At 64.6% G+C, this 13,607-nt stretch carries 13 protein-coding genes and 1 pseudogene; 5 read left to right on the top strand and 9 right to left on the bottom strand.

The features are described 5' to 3' along the window. A pseudogene (locus tag LPW26_RS01710) lies at nt 1-528 on the top strand (patatin-like phospholipase family protein); the annotation flags it as partial. A gap of 77 nt (nt 529-605) precedes the next feature. Here the strand turns inward: LPW26_RS01710 and LPW26_RS01705 are convergent. The 3 genes from LPW26_RS01705 to LPW26_RS01695 form a co-directional block, all read right to left on the bottom strand. Next, nucleotides 606-1,259: a DUF2147 domain-containing protein gene (locus tag LPW26_RS01705; RefSeq protein ID WP_238732497.1), complete on the bottom strand. Its 654-nt coding sequence runs from the start codon at nt 1,257-1,259 to the stop codon at nt 606-608. Between the two features lie 102 nt (nt 1,260-1,361). Next, on the bottom strand, nt 1,362-2,621 hold the full coding sequence (locus LPW26_RS01700) for an O-antigen ligase family protein (RefSeq protein ID WP_238732496.1): 1,260 nt from the start codon (nt 2,619-2,621) through the stop codon (nt 1,362-1,364). A gap of 7 nt (nt 2,622-2,628) precedes the next feature. Continuing rightward, nucleotides 2,629-3,957, bottom strand: a complete 1,329-nt coding sequence (locus tag LPW26_RS01695; RefSeq protein WP_238732495.1) for a glycosyltransferase family 4 protein — start codon at nt 3,955-3,957, stop codon at nt 2,629-2,631. A gap of 254 nt (nt 3,958-4,211) precedes the next feature. On the opposite strand from LPW26_RS01695, the gene LPW26_RS01690 reads away from it, so the two are divergent. The 3 genes from LPW26_RS01690 (at nt 4,212) to LPW26_RS01680 (ending at nt 7,307) form a co-directional block, all read left to right on the top strand. Further along, nucleotides 4,212-5,261, top strand: coding sequence for a glycosyltransferase (locus LPW26_RS01690; RefSeq protein ID WP_238732494.1), 1,050 nt, complete (start codon nt 4,212-4,214; stop codon nt 5,259-5,261). A 76-nt stretch (nt 5,262-5,337) separates the two neighbouring features. Further along, nucleotides 5,338-6,324, top strand: coding sequence for a GDP-mannose 4,6-dehydratase (gene gmd / locus LPW26_RS01685; RefSeq protein ID WP_238732493.1), 987 nt, complete (start codon nt 5,338-5,340; stop codon nt 6,322-6,324). Further along, the gene (locus LPW26_RS01680) at nt 6,324-7,307 is read left to right on the top strand and encodes an NAD-dependent epimerase/dehydratase family protein (RefSeq protein WP_238732492.1); all 984 of its coding nucleotides are present in this window, start codon (nt 6,324-6,326) and stop codon (nt 7,305-7,307) included. The genes gmd and LPW26_RS01680 overlap by 1 nt, the downstream gene beginning before the upstream one ends. 695 nt (nt 7,308-8,002) lie before the next feature. Here the strand turns inward: LPW26_RS01680 and LPW26_RS01675 are convergent. The 4 genes from LPW26_RS01675 to LPW26_RS01660 form a co-directional block, all read right to left on the bottom strand. Next, nucleotides 8,003-8,233 (bottom strand): hypothetical protein, encoded by a 231-nt coding sequence (locus tag LPW26_RS01675; RefSeq protein WP_238732491.1) that lies wholly within the window; start codon nt 8,231-8,233, stop codon nt 8,003-8,005. A gap of 130 nt (nt 8,234-8,363) precedes the next feature. Next, a complete protein-coding gene (locus LPW26_RS01670) occupies nt 8,364-8,906 on the bottom strand; it encodes a hypothetical protein (RefSeq protein WP_238732490.1) in 543 nt (180 codons plus the stop codon). A gap of 266 nt (nt 8,907-9,172) precedes the next feature. Beyond that, nucleotides 9,173-10,447: a chloride channel protein gene (locus LPW26_RS01665; protein WP_238732489.1), complete on the bottom strand. Its 1,275-nt coding sequence runs from the start codon at nt 10,445-10,447 to the stop codon at nt 9,173-9,175. A gap of 323 nt (nt 10,448-10,770) precedes the next feature. Then, nucleotides 10,771-11,799: an NAD(P)/FAD-dependent oxidoreductase gene (locus tag LPW26_RS01660; RefSeq protein WP_238732488.1), complete on the bottom strand. Its 1,029-nt coding sequence runs from the start codon at nt 11,797-11,799 to the stop codon at nt 10,771-10,773. Nucleotides 11,800-11,961: 162 nt separating this feature from the next. On the opposite strand from LPW26_RS01660, the gene LPW26_RS01655 reads away from it, so the two are divergent. Beyond that, nucleotides 11,962-12,411 carry an acyl-CoA thioesterase gene (locus LPW26_RS01655; RefSeq protein ID WP_238732487.1) on the top strand — a complete coding sequence of 150 codons (450 nt, stop codon included), beginning with the start codon at nt 11,962-11,964 and terminating at the stop codon, nt 12,409-12,411. A 66-nt stretch (nt 12,412-12,477) separates the two neighbouring features. Here the strand turns inward: LPW26_RS01655 and LPW26_RS01650 are convergent, their stop codons facing one another. Both LPW26_RS01650 and LPW26_RS01645 read right to left on the bottom strand, forming a co-directional pair. Beyond that, the gene (locus LPW26_RS01650; RefSeq protein ID WP_238732486.1) at nt 12,478-12,798 is read right to left on the bottom strand and encodes a 2Fe-2S iron-sulfur cluster-binding protein; all 321 of its coding nucleotides are present in this window, start codon (nt 12,796-12,798) and stop codon (nt 12,478-12,480) included. A gap of 171 nt (nt 12,799-12,969) precedes the next feature. Beyond that, nucleotides 12,970-13,311 carry an Hpt domain-containing protein gene (locus tag LPW26_RS01645; protein WP_238732485.1) on the bottom strand — a complete coding sequence of 114 codons (342 nt, stop codon included), beginning with the start codon at nt 13,309-13,311 and terminating at the stop codon, nt 12,970-12,972. Nucleotides 13,312-13,607 lie beyond the last annotated feature (296 nt).

Below are 13,607 nucleotides of genomic sequence, written 5' to 3'. Positions count from 1 at the left end.
ATAATCGTCGTCGACGCCGAGCAGGATAAGGCGATCAGTCTGTCAGCGCTGGTGTCGTCCAGCAATCGCGTCCGCGAGGACTTCCAGACGGTGATCCGCTTCAGCGACGGCAAGGGGCCGGAAGTATTTCTCGGCGCAGAGACCAAAGACAAATATCCACGCGGCCTGCCGCTGGCGAAATCACCGTTCGTGGTGGCGCATATCGATTATCCGGCGAAGGCTGGCGGCGAGCCGGCAAAGACCGGCCTACTGATCTATCTGAAATCGACCATCGTGCATGGGCTGGATTTCGCCACCCTCGGCTATCGCGCGATCAATCCGGATTTTCCTCACCAGACCACTGCGGATCAGTTCTTCGATCCCGATCAATTCCAGGCCTATCGCAACCTCGGTCGCAACAGCGGTGCAATCATGGCCGACACGCTCGACCTGGCGGCGAACTTCGACAAACCGGCCGAGTTGCTGAAAAACTACGACGCGTGGATACCGGCCAGCAGAGCGCGTTTGCGCGATATACCCGACGCATGAACCGGCGACCGCTGCGCGCGATCGCCGGTTTACTGCTTAGCATGCTGGCCGGGAAACCGGCGACGAATGCCGCCCGCTTACTTCGCCGGGGCCGGCGCCATCGCGCCGCCCTTCGGGGCCGGTGCGGGCGTGGCCTTCGCCTTGCCGGCGGTGGCAGGCGGGACGGCGCCGGGTTTGCCGGTGAGCGCGGCGGCCTGCTCGGGCATGAACTTGGCGACGATCGCCGGATCGAGCTGAGCGATCGCGCTGTCGGGCAGCCTGAACCAGTCTTCGTCCTTGCCGAGCGCCGGCGTCATCAGGTAGCCGCGCAGCGTCAGGGTCTGGCCGTCCGGGCTGACCGTCAGCATCGCCTTCCAGACGTCGCCGTTACGCGGGTCGAGGATGTTGCCGCCTTCGTAGACGCGGGCCTTCCGCTTCATGTCGCGGATCAGCGAGATGCCGAGGATAGGCTGATCCTTGCGATCGTCCTCACACTCCTCGCACACCGTCAGATTGCTCTGGCCCGGTTGCGTGAAGGTCTTGGCGACGACGCCTTCGTACATGTTGTTGCCGCGGTCGAGCATCAGCACCCAGACCACCGGCTTGCCGCCGGCCTTGCCGTTGTCGGTCCGTTGCCAGAGGCCGGCCGCTGTCGGTTCCGCCGCGGCGGCCGGGGCCGTCGCGGTCATCACGTAGGATACAAGGGCGGCAGCCGCCAGCGCGAGGAGGCGGATCGGTCGATGTGTATTCATGGTAACACCTGAAACATCGCGATGAGACGATAATATGGCGGAGCGGTAGCAGTATCCGGCCGGCGGACTGATCCCTCGCCGGCGGGCGATTTTGTGACGAGGCTAGACCGGCTGGGTTTTCGGCAGCCGGCCGGGCAGAACACGATGAGCAGCGGCCAGCCCAGCGCCGAGACAGACACCGACGGGCAGCCAGAACAGAAAGTAAAGATAACCGAGATCGGTGGGAATGATCTCGTAATCGACGCTCGAGGCCGTCAGGCAGGTTGCCAGCAGCGCCAATGCCGCGACTTCGCCGGAGCGGCGCCAGGCTTTGAGCCCGCTGATGCCGGACGCCAGGGCGATGCCGATCAGCGCCAACGCGGTCAGCACGCCGCCGCGCACCAGCGCGCACAGCACGATATTGTGCGCATTCATCACGACGTTGCCATCGGGCAGCGTCCGCTGCGTGTCGAAGGCCAGCCCATAGCCCAGCCACGGCTTCGCCATCGCCAATTGCAGATACACCGGCCACAACGACAGCCGCAGGCTGTCACGCCGCTGTAACAACTCGCTCTTGAACGGCGCCAACACGATGACGGCGACCGCCACCACGGCCAGCGCGATCAGCGCCACCTTCAGGCGCCGATGCTCCGAGAACAACACCGAGACGCCGATGCCGACACCGGCGGCGATCAGCGAACCGCGGCTGCCGGTGAGCAGGATCGCGCCGAGCAGCACCAGGATCGCAACCGCAAGCATCGCATGCTGCCACAGCTTCAGCGATCGCGAGGTCATGATTGCCGCGGCGCCGACGCAGGGCATCGCGTACATCATCCCGATCACGTTGGAGTTGTAGTACACGGTGAGACCCTTGACCCCCTCCAGCCGCGTCGACATCAGGGTCTCGAGCGACAGGCCGGTGAACGACGCCACGTCGCGGACCGCCGTCAACGCCGCGACCGGCGCGAGGACCAGGAACAGCAGGCGGAGGAAGTCGCCGTCGTTCCGGACCAGATGCGCGGTGATCAGCACGAAGGCCAGCACGGCTGCCGTGTAGCGCAGGTTCAGCAGCAGCATCTGCGCCGGCGTGCCGCCGCCGAGCACCGAGGTGGCGAGGATCAGCCCCAGGAAGCACGCGCAGGCGACGAACACCCACGACTTCACGATCGGCAGCAAATTGCGATACGGCACCGCCGACAGCAGCATCGCCGGCACCACCAAGAACCACAACACGGTGCGGGCCGACCAGATGCTGTGCATCACATAGACCAGGCACAGCGACAGAATGAATAGCTTCTCCCCGGCCCGGGTGCGTAGCAACCAGTCGCGGGTGCGCTCCAGCCTTTGCTTGATCGAGGACGGTTGGGCCACTGCGGAAACCATTGGACTCCTAACTCTGGATCGTGGCCGGCGCGGCCGCAAGGCCTCGCAGCACCTCGGCGAGCCGGCGGGCGGATTGTGCCCATGTGACCGGACGATACTGCGCCCGGATCGCCGCCTCGTGCTGCGCAAGGTGCTCAGGGGTACGGATCAGGTCAAGGACCGCGTCGCGCCAGGCGGCGAAATCGAGCGGATCGAGGTGCCCCGCCAGGCCGGCGCCCGCTTCCGGCAGCGAAGAGGTGTTTGAAGCAAGACAGTATTTGCCGAAAGCAAGGCTCTCCGACACCGGCAGGCCCCAGCCTTCGTAGAACGAAGGATACAGCGTGAAAGCGCAGTGCTGATACAGCCAGGCGAGTTCCTCGTCGCCGACCCGCGGCAGATGCAGGATCGACGATGCGGTGACCGGATCGTGGGCGATCTGCCACAACAGGTCCGAGCTGCCGAAGCCGGGTTGGCCGACCATCACCAGCGTCGGCAGATCCGGCGTGCCCTGCTCGGTCAACCGTCGCCACACATGATACAGCAGATCGAAATTCTTGCGCGACTGGATGGTCGAGACGCTGATCACGAAGCGCTTCGCCTGCGCATCCGTCAGCGCCGCTGGCCGCATGACGGTTTTCGGCGCGACCAGATCGGCGCCGAGGTGCACCACCTCGAGCCCGCCGCGCAAACCGCCATGGCGCTGAGCGTAGCTTCTCACATCGGCGCTCGTCGAATCGGAGATCGACACCACCAGATCGCATTCGTGGATGAGAAATTGCGCGTAGGCCTCGAACTGGGTGACGAACTCGCCGTCGGCGAAGAACTGCGGCGCAACCACCGGGATGAAATCCTGGCAGACCGCCGCCACACGCGTACCCCGCTCGCGGCGCATCCGCGCCACCGCCGCATAATCGACCCGGGACCAGTTCTCGCCGGCCAGCAGCAACACCTCGCCGGCAGCCCCGCCGCCGAGCCGCGGCAAGGCTTCGCCGGCGGACATCTTCTGCATCATCGGCGCCACGGCGCCCCGCACCGAGGTCTTGACCGCGCGCTCGAGGCGTTTGCCGAGCGGCTTGATCGATGACAGCAGCGTTGTGCGCGACTTCGACTTCGGTGCGGCCGCCACCGGCTTCGCCCCGAGATCCGGCGCGTAGCTCACCGGCACGTAATCACGCCGCAACGGCTCGTAGCGGCAGAACCGAAGCTCCGGCCCGATCGCGTCCGACAGCGCGGTGGCGACGCTGTGCTCGACCCGCAACGTCCCGTTCATCTGCCCGGACCGCGCCCGGCTGCTGGTCGACACGTCCATCCACAGCCAGGGCTGCGTCGGGGTGTTCGGATCGTGAGGCTGCGCCAAAGAGTTGTCCGTCGCTTGACGTCGACCGTGACGGCCGGATGAAACCATCCCGCGGAGGCCCGCGCGGTCACCAAATCGATCCGGCGATGTAACGGGTCCTGCTTCGCAGCGTCAATGGCGGCCCGGCCGCTCGCCCCGAATCTGGCGCTCGAAAGCTGCAGGGGCTGCGCTTGCAATGCGCCGGTCGGCAGGGTCTATGTCGCCGCCATCCGCGGGCCCTGCCCGCGGGGTGCACGATTCGAGCGAGGACGACAGTGCTGCCGGTCACGCCAGAGGTTTCGGTGATCCTGCCGGTCCGCGACGGCCAGCGCTGGCTGCGCGAGGCGGTCGGCAGCGTGCTGACGCAGACGCTGGCGAATCTGGAACTGCTGGTGATCGACGATGGCTCCAGCGACTCCACGCCGGCCATCCTGGCGGAACTGCAGGCAGCCGATTCGCGGCTCTTGGTGCTGCGCCAGGACCGTGACGGGCTGGTTGCGGCGCTCAATCGCGGGCTGGCGCAGGCCCGCGCGCCACTGATCGCGCGGCTCGACGCCGACGACATCGCGCTGCCGGAGCGGCTGGCACGACAGCGCGATTACATGCGCGCCCATCCGGAGGTCGTGCTGCTCGGCGGCTGGGCCGAGATCATCGACGAGCACGGCATGCCGAGGGGCCGTCAGATGCGGCCGGATCCAGGGCACCCACGCGAGACGCTGGCCAGGAAAAGCCCGTTCATCCACCCGACGGTTATGTTTCGCGCCGACGCCGCGCGCCGGGTCGGCGGCTATCGGGCCGCCTTCGAGGCCGGTGAGGACTATGATTTCTGGCTGCGGCTGGCCGAGATCGGCGAGATCGCGATCCTGCCCGAGCTGCTGATCCGCTATCGCGAGCACGGCGGCAGCGTGACGCGCACGCGGGAACTGCGTCAGATCTACTCCGCCCGTCTGGCCAAGCTCGCCAGCGCCGAACGCCGCGCCGGCCGTCCAGACCCGTCGGCCTCGCTCACCGCCCCGCCCGACTGGCATGATCCGAATCCGGGCGCATTCGAGCGCGACAGCTCGCGCCTGTTCCGCATGCTCGCATTTGCCGACCCGGAGCTGACCCGCGCCGCGCCGGCGACCGCGATCGACATCGACGCCATCGCCTCCCAGTTCGCCACCCTGACCGCGGGCGAGCGGAAATTCGCCCAGGCCGCCGTGCTCAACCTGCTGCGGGCGGAAAAATGCCCGCCCGAGTCCTCTCGTTGGAAACTGGTTGTGCTACTGCTGCGGCTCGGAGCGCTGAAGGGCATCAAGGCCGCTTGGCAATCTCGCGGCGGCTAGGCGGCCAAACGAAAGCCAGGCCGCCGCTCGGTCGGCCTGGTGCCGGCCAACCAACAGGAAGCATTCTGATATCATCATGGGCAAGACGGCATTCATCACCGGCATCACCGGCCAGGACGGCGCTTACCTGGCGCAGCTGCTGATCGAGCACGGCTATGCCGTGCATGGCCTGCTCCGGCGCAGCGCGTCGGCGGACGGGATGACCAGCCGGCTGAAATGGCTCGGGATCGAGGACGGGGTGACGCTGCATGACGGCAATCTCACCGATCTCTCCAGCCTGATTCGTCTGGTGTCGGAGCTGAAGCCGGACGAGGTCTACAATCTCGCGGCCCAGTCGTTCGTGAAGTCGTCGTGGCAGCAGCCGCTGCTGACCGGAACGGTCACCGGCCTGGGTGCTGTCAACGTGCTGGAGGCGGTGCGGATCGCCTGCCCGGGCGCACGGTTCTATCAGGCCTCATCCTCGGAAATGTACGGGATGATCCAGCAGCCGGTGCAATCCGAATCGACGCCGTTCTATCCGCGCTCGCCCTATGCGGCGGCCAAGCTCTACGCGCATTGGATGACCATCAATTATCGCGAGAGCTTCGGCATGCACGCGTCGTGCGGCATCCTGTTCAATCACGAGTCGCCGCTGCGCGGCATCGAATTCGTCACCCGCAAGATCACCGACGCCGTGGCGCGGATCAAGCTCGGCCTGCAGGCGACGCTGTCGCTCGGCAATCTCGACGCCAAGCGCGACTGGGGCCACGCGCGCGACTACACGCGGGCGATGTGGCTGATGCTGCAGCAGGACGTGCCGGACGACTACGTCATCGCCACGGGCCGCACCGCATCAGTGCGCGAGTTCTGCGAGATTGCGTTCGGCCGCGTCGGGCTCGACATGAACAACCACGTCGTCACCGATCCGCGCTATCTGCGGCCGGCCGAGGTCGACTATCTGCACGGCGACGCCTCCAAGGCGAAGCAGAAGCTCGGCTGGACCTTCGAGACTACGCTCGAGCAGATGGTCGCCGAAATGGTCGAGGCCGACCTTGCCCGCATCCGGACCAGCGAGCGGCTGTAATGGCTGAGCGCGCGGCTCCGTTGCGGATCCTGATCACCGGCGCCACCGGTTTCGTCGGCCTGCATCTGGCCGATGCGATCCGTCGCAAATTCGGCGACAGCGCCGCGATCATCCCGACCGCGCTTTACGCCGGCAGCAATCCGACCCTCGGCGACGTCGCGGCTCTCGACGTCACCGACGCCGCGGCGGTTGCGAGTGCACTCGCGGCGGTGCGGCCGACGCACTTCGTCAATCTGGCCGCGCTAGCGGCGCCCGGTGCCGCCAATGCGGATCCGGCGGCGAGCTGGCGGGTCCATCTCGATGGCGTCCGCATCATCGGGCGAACCATCCTCGAGGCTGCGCCGAGCTGCGTCCTGCTCAACGTCGGCTCGGGCCTCGCTTACGGACGCAATCGCCCGCCGATCCGGCCGACCAGCGAACAGACGGCGTTGGCGCCGACCGACGACTACGGGGCGTCGAAAGCGGCGGCCGACCTCGCGCTCGGCCCGCTGATCGCCAAGGGACTGCGCTGCGTTCGTTTGCGCCCCTTCAATCACACCGGCCCCGGTCAAACCGACGCCTTCGTCATCCCGGCCTTCGCGCGCCAGATTGCCCGGATCGAGGCTGGGCTTGCGCCGCCGCAGATTCGAGTCGGCAATCTCGACGGCCAGCGCGACTTCCTCGACGTTCGCGACGTCGCCGAGGCCTATGCGGAAGCCATCGCGCGGAGTCCAGGCCTGGCACCCGACACCATCCTCAACATCGCATCGGGCGTCTCCCACCGGATCGGCGATGTGCTGCAGCAGTTACTGGCGATGGCCCGGGTGCCGATCGACGTGCACAACGATCCCGCGCGCGGCGCCAATGACGCCGCCGACATCATCCTCGGCGACGCCAGCCGCGCCCGCGAGTTGCTCGGCTGGGCGCCGAAGATCGCGTTCGAGCAAACGCTTGCCGACGTGCTGGATGAGCAAAGATCTCTGGTCGCGAAGACCGCAAGATAAGCAGCGAAGCAACGAAATAAGAGCATGTTTGCGATTATTAAACCTATACGGCCCAGAGGCGACAACTCAACCTAAGAGCCTGGTCTAAAATTCGCACGAGACTAACAGTCTTGTTTACTGCATCATGGGCAAGCTCGTCCTTGCCATCCACGACTTTCCCGCGACTCCGTCAGGGCGGCCCGCTTTTACGAAGATCGCTTAGGACGAGGCCCCAGTCATCGATGGTCTTCTGCAGCCTGCACCATCTCGCCGCGCCGATTTGCGGAGCCCTTCAGGCGGAGAGCGCGAATAATCATCCACCACTCACGGCAGAGACCGACCATCGGCGCCGAACCAGCCCCCCCCCTCAAAAGCCATCTGCCACAGTATATACCCGGAGCATCTCCAAGCTTCGACACCAATCTCGCGCATATAACGCCGCTTCGCCGCCTCTGATCAGTCAATCAACAACCCAGGCGCACCAAGCGCGATCTGACCTCTACGCCGGGGGCAACTATACTCAAAATCTCCAACTACCCTGTGCTCAATGATCGCATGCCACGTGAAGAAGATGCATGTTCGCGACATCATTTCGGGTTTAGCGCCATAGACACCCAACTTGACCTCAAAACGCTCATAGACTAGTGGCTCCCACCACCCTGCCACCGCGATTAAGACCAACAAAACTATTAGAGCACGCATGTTGCGGCTTCTAATCAACCGAACTCAATTGCGAGCAGATTTTCACCTCGCGTCTTAAAACGATAGAATTGCAGCGGCTCGCCGTGCTCACATGGGCCGAAGATGATCTCCGCATGATCAGGAAGATACGCAATCGCATCGCGGACATCCCTGACTGTCAACACGTAACCCTGCGATGCGCCTGAGATGCTGTAGCCACGGGCAATATGCTGGTGATTGTAATTTACTGTAGGCCCACCGACCATTTTCAGCCTCCTTCGCGCTAAAGTGAATACCACCCTAAATAATTACGGCTTTGATCAAGCAGAATTGATAACTATACTCCGCGAACAAATAGATGAGCGAAAATTCCACTCATTCGCTTCAACGCAGCGCCTAATCGCTACTAACGATTTTTTGGTGCGCTTTGATATAAGGCCCGAACAATGCGCCGGCTTGATCATAGAAGCCGGCCAATTCCTTCATTCGCTCCACCCGCCCCCAAATCCTAGCATGTTGATCAGACGCATGGTGATCAGCAATAATGGTCGCATCCAATTGAAGTTCGATTATTAGCAACCTAATCTTTTCAAGATACACACCGACTTCAGATCCGAAATAGTAAGGCGCCCGATCTATCGCACGGCAATACGCCAAATAATCCCCGTCTGTTGGCTGCCCCGTACGCAACACACCGCTTACCGCTGAGCGGATCTCTTCGAACACGGCTATACGCCTTTCGAAGAGCTCCAGCACGAGCTTCTCGTTCGCGGTTTGCCAGTTTCGCTCGGCAACATCGATCTGGGCTTTCCCTAATGTGTAAGCCACGAATGCGGCCGCTGCGGCTGCCATCACGGTCGCGAGTGGACCAGCAATCTCCTTGATGTTCGGCAAGCCTGAATAGAACAGAGCGACTACGCCCCAGAACGTGGTAGCCACTCCGATACCTATGGCAATTTCGTACCTAAAGAATTTCACGGATCGCCGACGCCCATTGCGTCACCCTATATCGCCTGATTTTCGATCGCTGGGCAACCCGTTGCACTAATATCTGACGGCAGAGCCGCCGGTGGACCACAAACGGGAGGCTTGACTGGCCTCACCGGCGCAGGACTTCTTGGATTACCGACAATGCATGCTGGCTACGTCCTGCACGCTGCGAATATCTTACGAACCTCCGGACGCCCATGCCTCTGTCGCGCGCCTTACCCCGCCGGCTGCACGAAGCGCTTCGCCAGCGCGTGGTAGATGCCCTCCTCGGCGATCAGTCGCGAGGTCGCGTAGGCAAGCAGCGAGGCGGCCATCACCGGGATCACCATGGCGTGGTTGTCGGTCATTTCGATGACGATGACGAACGCGGTGATCGGCGCCTGCACCACGCCGGAGAAGTACGACACCATGCCGAGCAGCATGATCGCCGCCACCGGCGTGCCGGCGAACAGCGCCGCGATGTTGCTGCCGAGCCCGGCGCCGACCGCCAGCGATGGCGAGAAGATGCCGCCCGGCAGGCCGCTGATCGACGACAGCGCGGTGGCGAGCAGCTTCAGCACGCCGAAATCGCCCGGCAGCGGCGTGCCGCTTTCCAGCGCGGCTTTCACCTGGGTGTAGCTGGTGCCGTAGATGGCGTCGTTGGAGGCGAGCCCGCACAGCGCGACCGCGAGGCCGCAGCCGAGCGCCAGCAGCAACGGCCGGCGATTGAGGGCCGCGACCGTGCCGGCGGTCACCACCGCGCGGTTGAACAGGCCACCGGCCAGACCGCCGACGATGCCGCAGACGGGGATCGCCAGCCAGTCGAGCCCGCCGCGCAGCCCCATCGCGCTGCTGCCGAAATACGTGTAGTTGCCGAGCAGCGCGATCGAGGTCAGCCCGGCCGCCACCACCGCGGCGATGATCAGCGTGCTGGCGCGCGTCTCGAACGAGCGGCTCATTTCCTCGATGCCGAAGATGATGCCGGCGAGCGGCGTGTTGAACGCCGCCGCCACGCCGGCCGAGGCGCCGGCCAGGATCAGCGCCGGCTGCCGCCGTGGTGACAGACGGCCGAGCGCGAACATGATCGAGGCGCCGATCTGCACCGTCGGTCCCTCGCGGCCGACCGAGGCGCCGATCAGCAGGCCGAACAGCGTCAGCACGAACTTGCCGACCGCCGCGCGGAGCGAGACCAGCCGGCCGCGCGCGCCCTGGTCGGTCAGCCGCCGCGCCGCGATCGCCTGCGGGATGCCGCTGCCCCCCGCGTTCGGGAAGAAACGGTTGGTGAGATACACCGAGATCAGGAAGCCGAGCGGCGTGATCAGCAGCGGCCAGTAGCGCGAATGCCCGAGCAGAACCGCGAATGCGTCCTGCGCCAGGTCGGCGAGCCAAGCCAGCGCCGCCGCCGCGACGCCGATGAACAGCCCGCCCGCCAGAAAGATCGCCCGCCGCCGCGAGCGTGACGAGAAGATCACGAACTTTCGCTTCTGGCGGTGAGTGACGGCGAATTTCATCGGCAGATAATGCCTCGCGCGGATGTGAACGGCGTGCGTCCCTTCATGACGCGTCCGGCCGCCCCGAGTCCAGCAAGTGATCGCGTCAACTTGACGTGAAACGCGGCAGCCCCCCCCGTCGCCGAGCAAAACGAAACGACTCGCATCCTTCACCGCCATTGCGAGCGCAGCGAAGCAATCCAGAAGCGCCGAGCGCTGCGCTGCTGGATTGCTTCGTCGCTACGCTTCTCGCAATGACGCGGGGAGCACCGCCCAAAACAAAAAGGGCGCACCTCGCGGCGCGCCCTCCGTCATCATTCGCTTCGCAGCCGTCGCCGCCGTGCTTAGTTCACGCCGAGCTTCTTCTGCAGATTGGTCGACGAGGTGGTGTACTGGAACACGACGCGCTTGTCCGGATAGACGTATTTGACGGCCTTCTGGGCCATCAGCGCGCCTTCGTGGAAGCCGGAGAGGATCAGCTTCAGCTTGCCCGGATAGGTGTTGATGTCGCCGATCGCGAAGATGCCGGGGACGTTGGTTTCGAACGTGCCGGTGTCGACCGGGATCAGATTGTTCTCGAGCTGCAGGCCCCAGTTCGCGACCGGGCCGAGCTTCATGGTCAGGCCGAAGAACGGCAGCATCGCGTCGCAGATGATCTGCTCGACCGAGTTGTCGTTCAGCTTGATGGTGGCGCTTGCGAGCTGACCGTTATCACCGTGCAATTCGGTGATCTGGCCGATCTTGAGGTTGAGCTTGCCGCTGGCGACCAGCTGGCGCATCTGCTCGACGCTGTGCGGCGCGCCGCGGAAATCGTCGCGGCGATGCACCAGCGTCATGCTCTTGCAGATCGGGTTGAGGTTGAGCGTCCAGTCGAGCGCCGAGTCGCCACCGCCGACGATCAGGATGTCCTTGCCGCGGAACTCTTCCATCTTGCGCACCGCGTAGTGCACCGACTTGCCCTCATAGGCTTCGACGCCCGGCACCGGCGGCCGCTTCGGCTGGAACGAGCCGCCGCCCGCGGCGACGACCAGCACCTTGCACTCGAACACGGTGCCGGCATTCGTCGTGACGCGGAATTCCGGATCGCCGATCTTCTCGACGGTCTCGATCATCTCGTTGAGATGGAACGTCGGGCTGAACGGCTTGATCTGCTCCATCAGCGCTTCGGTGAGGCCGTGGCCGGTGATCATCGGCACGCCCGGAATATCGTAGATCGGCTTTTCCGGATACAGCTCGGCGCACTGGCCGCCGACCTTGTCGAGGATGTCCACCAGATGGGTCTTCACATCCAGCAGGCCGAGTTCGAACACGGCGAACAGTCCGCACGGACCCGCGCCGACAATCAGCACATCAGTCTTGATCGTTTCGGTCATCGCTTATTCTTTTCGTGTTGAAGAATTCTCGGACGCGGGGCGGTCCGGCCGCGGCTTGTCTAGCCAAGCCGGGCGGGGGAGAAAAGCCATAATTAGGCGGTGCCACCTTGTCCTACCTCAAGAACTGCGCTCAATGGACGGCAAAAGCCCGGAGAATGGCCCTTGACCGCACGATCCCGCGACCACGCTGTCCCTCAGCTCGAAGACTTTCCCTATCGACTTTCGGACAACGTCCGCTTCGCCGATCTCGACCCGAACAACCACGTCAACAACGCGGTCTATGCCAGTTATTTCGAGAGCGCGCGGGTCACGCTGATCAGGGGGCTGGTGCCTGAGGGGATGGCGTGGGTGCTGGCGCGGCTCGACATTCACTTCCGCAGCGAGTTGCACTGGCCGGGAACCATCGAGCTCGGCATCGGCCTGGTCAAGCTCGGCCGCACCTCGACGCATTTCGATCAGGCGGTGTTTTCGGAGGGCGTCTGCGTCGCCTCGGCGCGCGCCGTGACGGTGCTGGTCGATCGCGTCAGCCGCAAGCCGACGCCGCTGACCGGCGAACTGATCGAACGATTGAAACCGTGGTGGCGTCGCGGCTTCTCGCAGGAGCAGGCGTAGCGCGGCGCCGATCGGCCGCGCCGTCGAACCCGCGGGGGCGCATCGCCCACGCGGTCGCGGCCGTGATCAGGCCTGGCGGTCCGGGGTCGAGACGACGAGACCGTCGAGTTCGTCCGAGACCTTGATCTGGCACGACAGCCGCGAGTTCGGCCGCACGTCGTAGCCGAAGTCGAGCATGTCTTCTTCCATCGGCGTCGGGCCGCCGACCTTCTCGCGCCAGGCTTCGTCGATATAGACGTGGCAGGTCGCGCAGGCGCAGGCGCCGCCGCATTCGGCCTCGATGCCGGGGATGGCGTTGCGGATCGCCGCTTCCATCACCGTCGCGCCGTTCTCGACGTCGACCGTGCGGGTTTCTCCGGAATGATCAACAAAGTGAATCTTGGCCATGATTGCTCGTCGGACGCTCTGCAAGGTTCTGACAGGGAAAGGATGACGGGCTGTCCTATAGCGGGTCGATCGGCTTTCCGCCAGCGCCGCGGCGGCCAAAAACCGGCGCCGCCCGATCGTCCTTTCGCCGCGGCCTGAGGCTGAATGCGTTCCGCGGCGGCAGAACGGAGCTCAGCGCTCCAGCCGGTCGGCGATCGCGTCCCGGGCGAGGTCGACCGCCGCCTCCAGGGCTTCGAGCAGATCGGCCGCATCGCCGTTCTGCCGGATCACATCTTCCAGCTCGCCGGCGGCGTCGGCCACCGCAAACGCCCCGATCGCGCGCGCCGAGCCCTTCAGCGTATGCGCCAGCACCGCAGCATCGTCCGGCCACGACGCCAGCAGCGCCACCACGCTGGCCGCCTGCGCCGAGAACATCCTCAGGACCTCGCGCTCCAGCGCGACATCACCCAGCGTCATCCGCTCGAGATGCGCCTGGTCGATCGCGAACTCGGGCACTAAAGGCGGCGACGCCATCCACTCGATCCGTTCAACCCGCAACGGCAAGACAGCCTCCGAACAACGCCGCTCCGCGAGGCGGCGAAGGTTTTCCCAAGGGAAGCACAGGAAAGGTTAACGGATCATTTCGGGACACCCTCGCAAGTTTGAGGCCAGTTTGCCGGTAATTCGCTGCCGTTTCCGGGCCTAAGGCGGATTTACGCGCCACCCAAAGGGCTTAGCAGCCGATCCCGTTAACGATGATTAAGAATGTCTTAACGTTCTCCATTTCATTCGACGCACCCAGCCAATAGGATGTTTGAGGAAGTGGTGGA

Source organism: Rhodopseudomonas infernalis (assembly GCF_022271405.1).
Classification (GTDB): Bacteria; Pseudomonadota; Alphaproteobacteria; order Rhizobiales; family Xanthobacteraceae; genus Rhodopseudomonas; species Rhodopseudomonas infernalis.
This window is presented reverse-complemented; position numbering and strand designations above follow the sequence as displayed.

Coding starts and splice junctions, on each gene's coding strand:
- LPW26_RS01660 (WP_238732488.1), bottom strand. CDS start 11,799: ATGACCGAAACGATCAAGACTGATGTGCTGATTGTCGGCGCGGGTCCG.
- LPW26_RS01705 (WP_238732497.1), bottom strand. CDS start 1,259: ATGAATACACATCGACCGATCCGCCTCCTCGCGCTGGCGGCTGCCGCC.
- gmd (WP_238732493.1), top strand. CDS start 5,338: ATGGGCAAGACGGCATTCATCACCGGCATCACCGGCCAGGACGGCGCT.
- LPW26_RS01700 (WP_238732496.1), bottom strand. CDS start 2,621: ATGGTTTCCGCAGTGGCCCAACCGTCCTCGATCAAGCAAAGGCTGGAG.
- LPW26_RS01665 (WP_238732489.1), bottom strand. CDS start 10,447: ATGAAATTCGCCGTCACTCACCGCCAGAAGCGAAAGTTCGTGATCTTC.
- LPW26_RS01675 (WP_238732491.1), bottom strand. CDS start 8,233: ATGGTCGGTGGGCCTACAGTAAATTACAATCACCAGCATATTGCCCGT.
- LPW26_RS01680 (WP_238732492.1), top strand. CDS start 6,324: ATGGCTGAGCGCGCGGCTCCGTTGCGGATCCTGATCACCGGCGCCACC.
- LPW26_RS01645 (WP_238732485.1), bottom strand. CDS start 13,311: ATGGCGTCGCCGCCTTTAGTGCCCGAGTTCGCGATCGACCAGGCGCAT.
- LPW26_RS01650 (WP_238732486.1), bottom strand. CDS start 12,798: ATGGCCAAGATTCACTTTGTTGATCATTCCGGAGAAACCCGCACGGTC.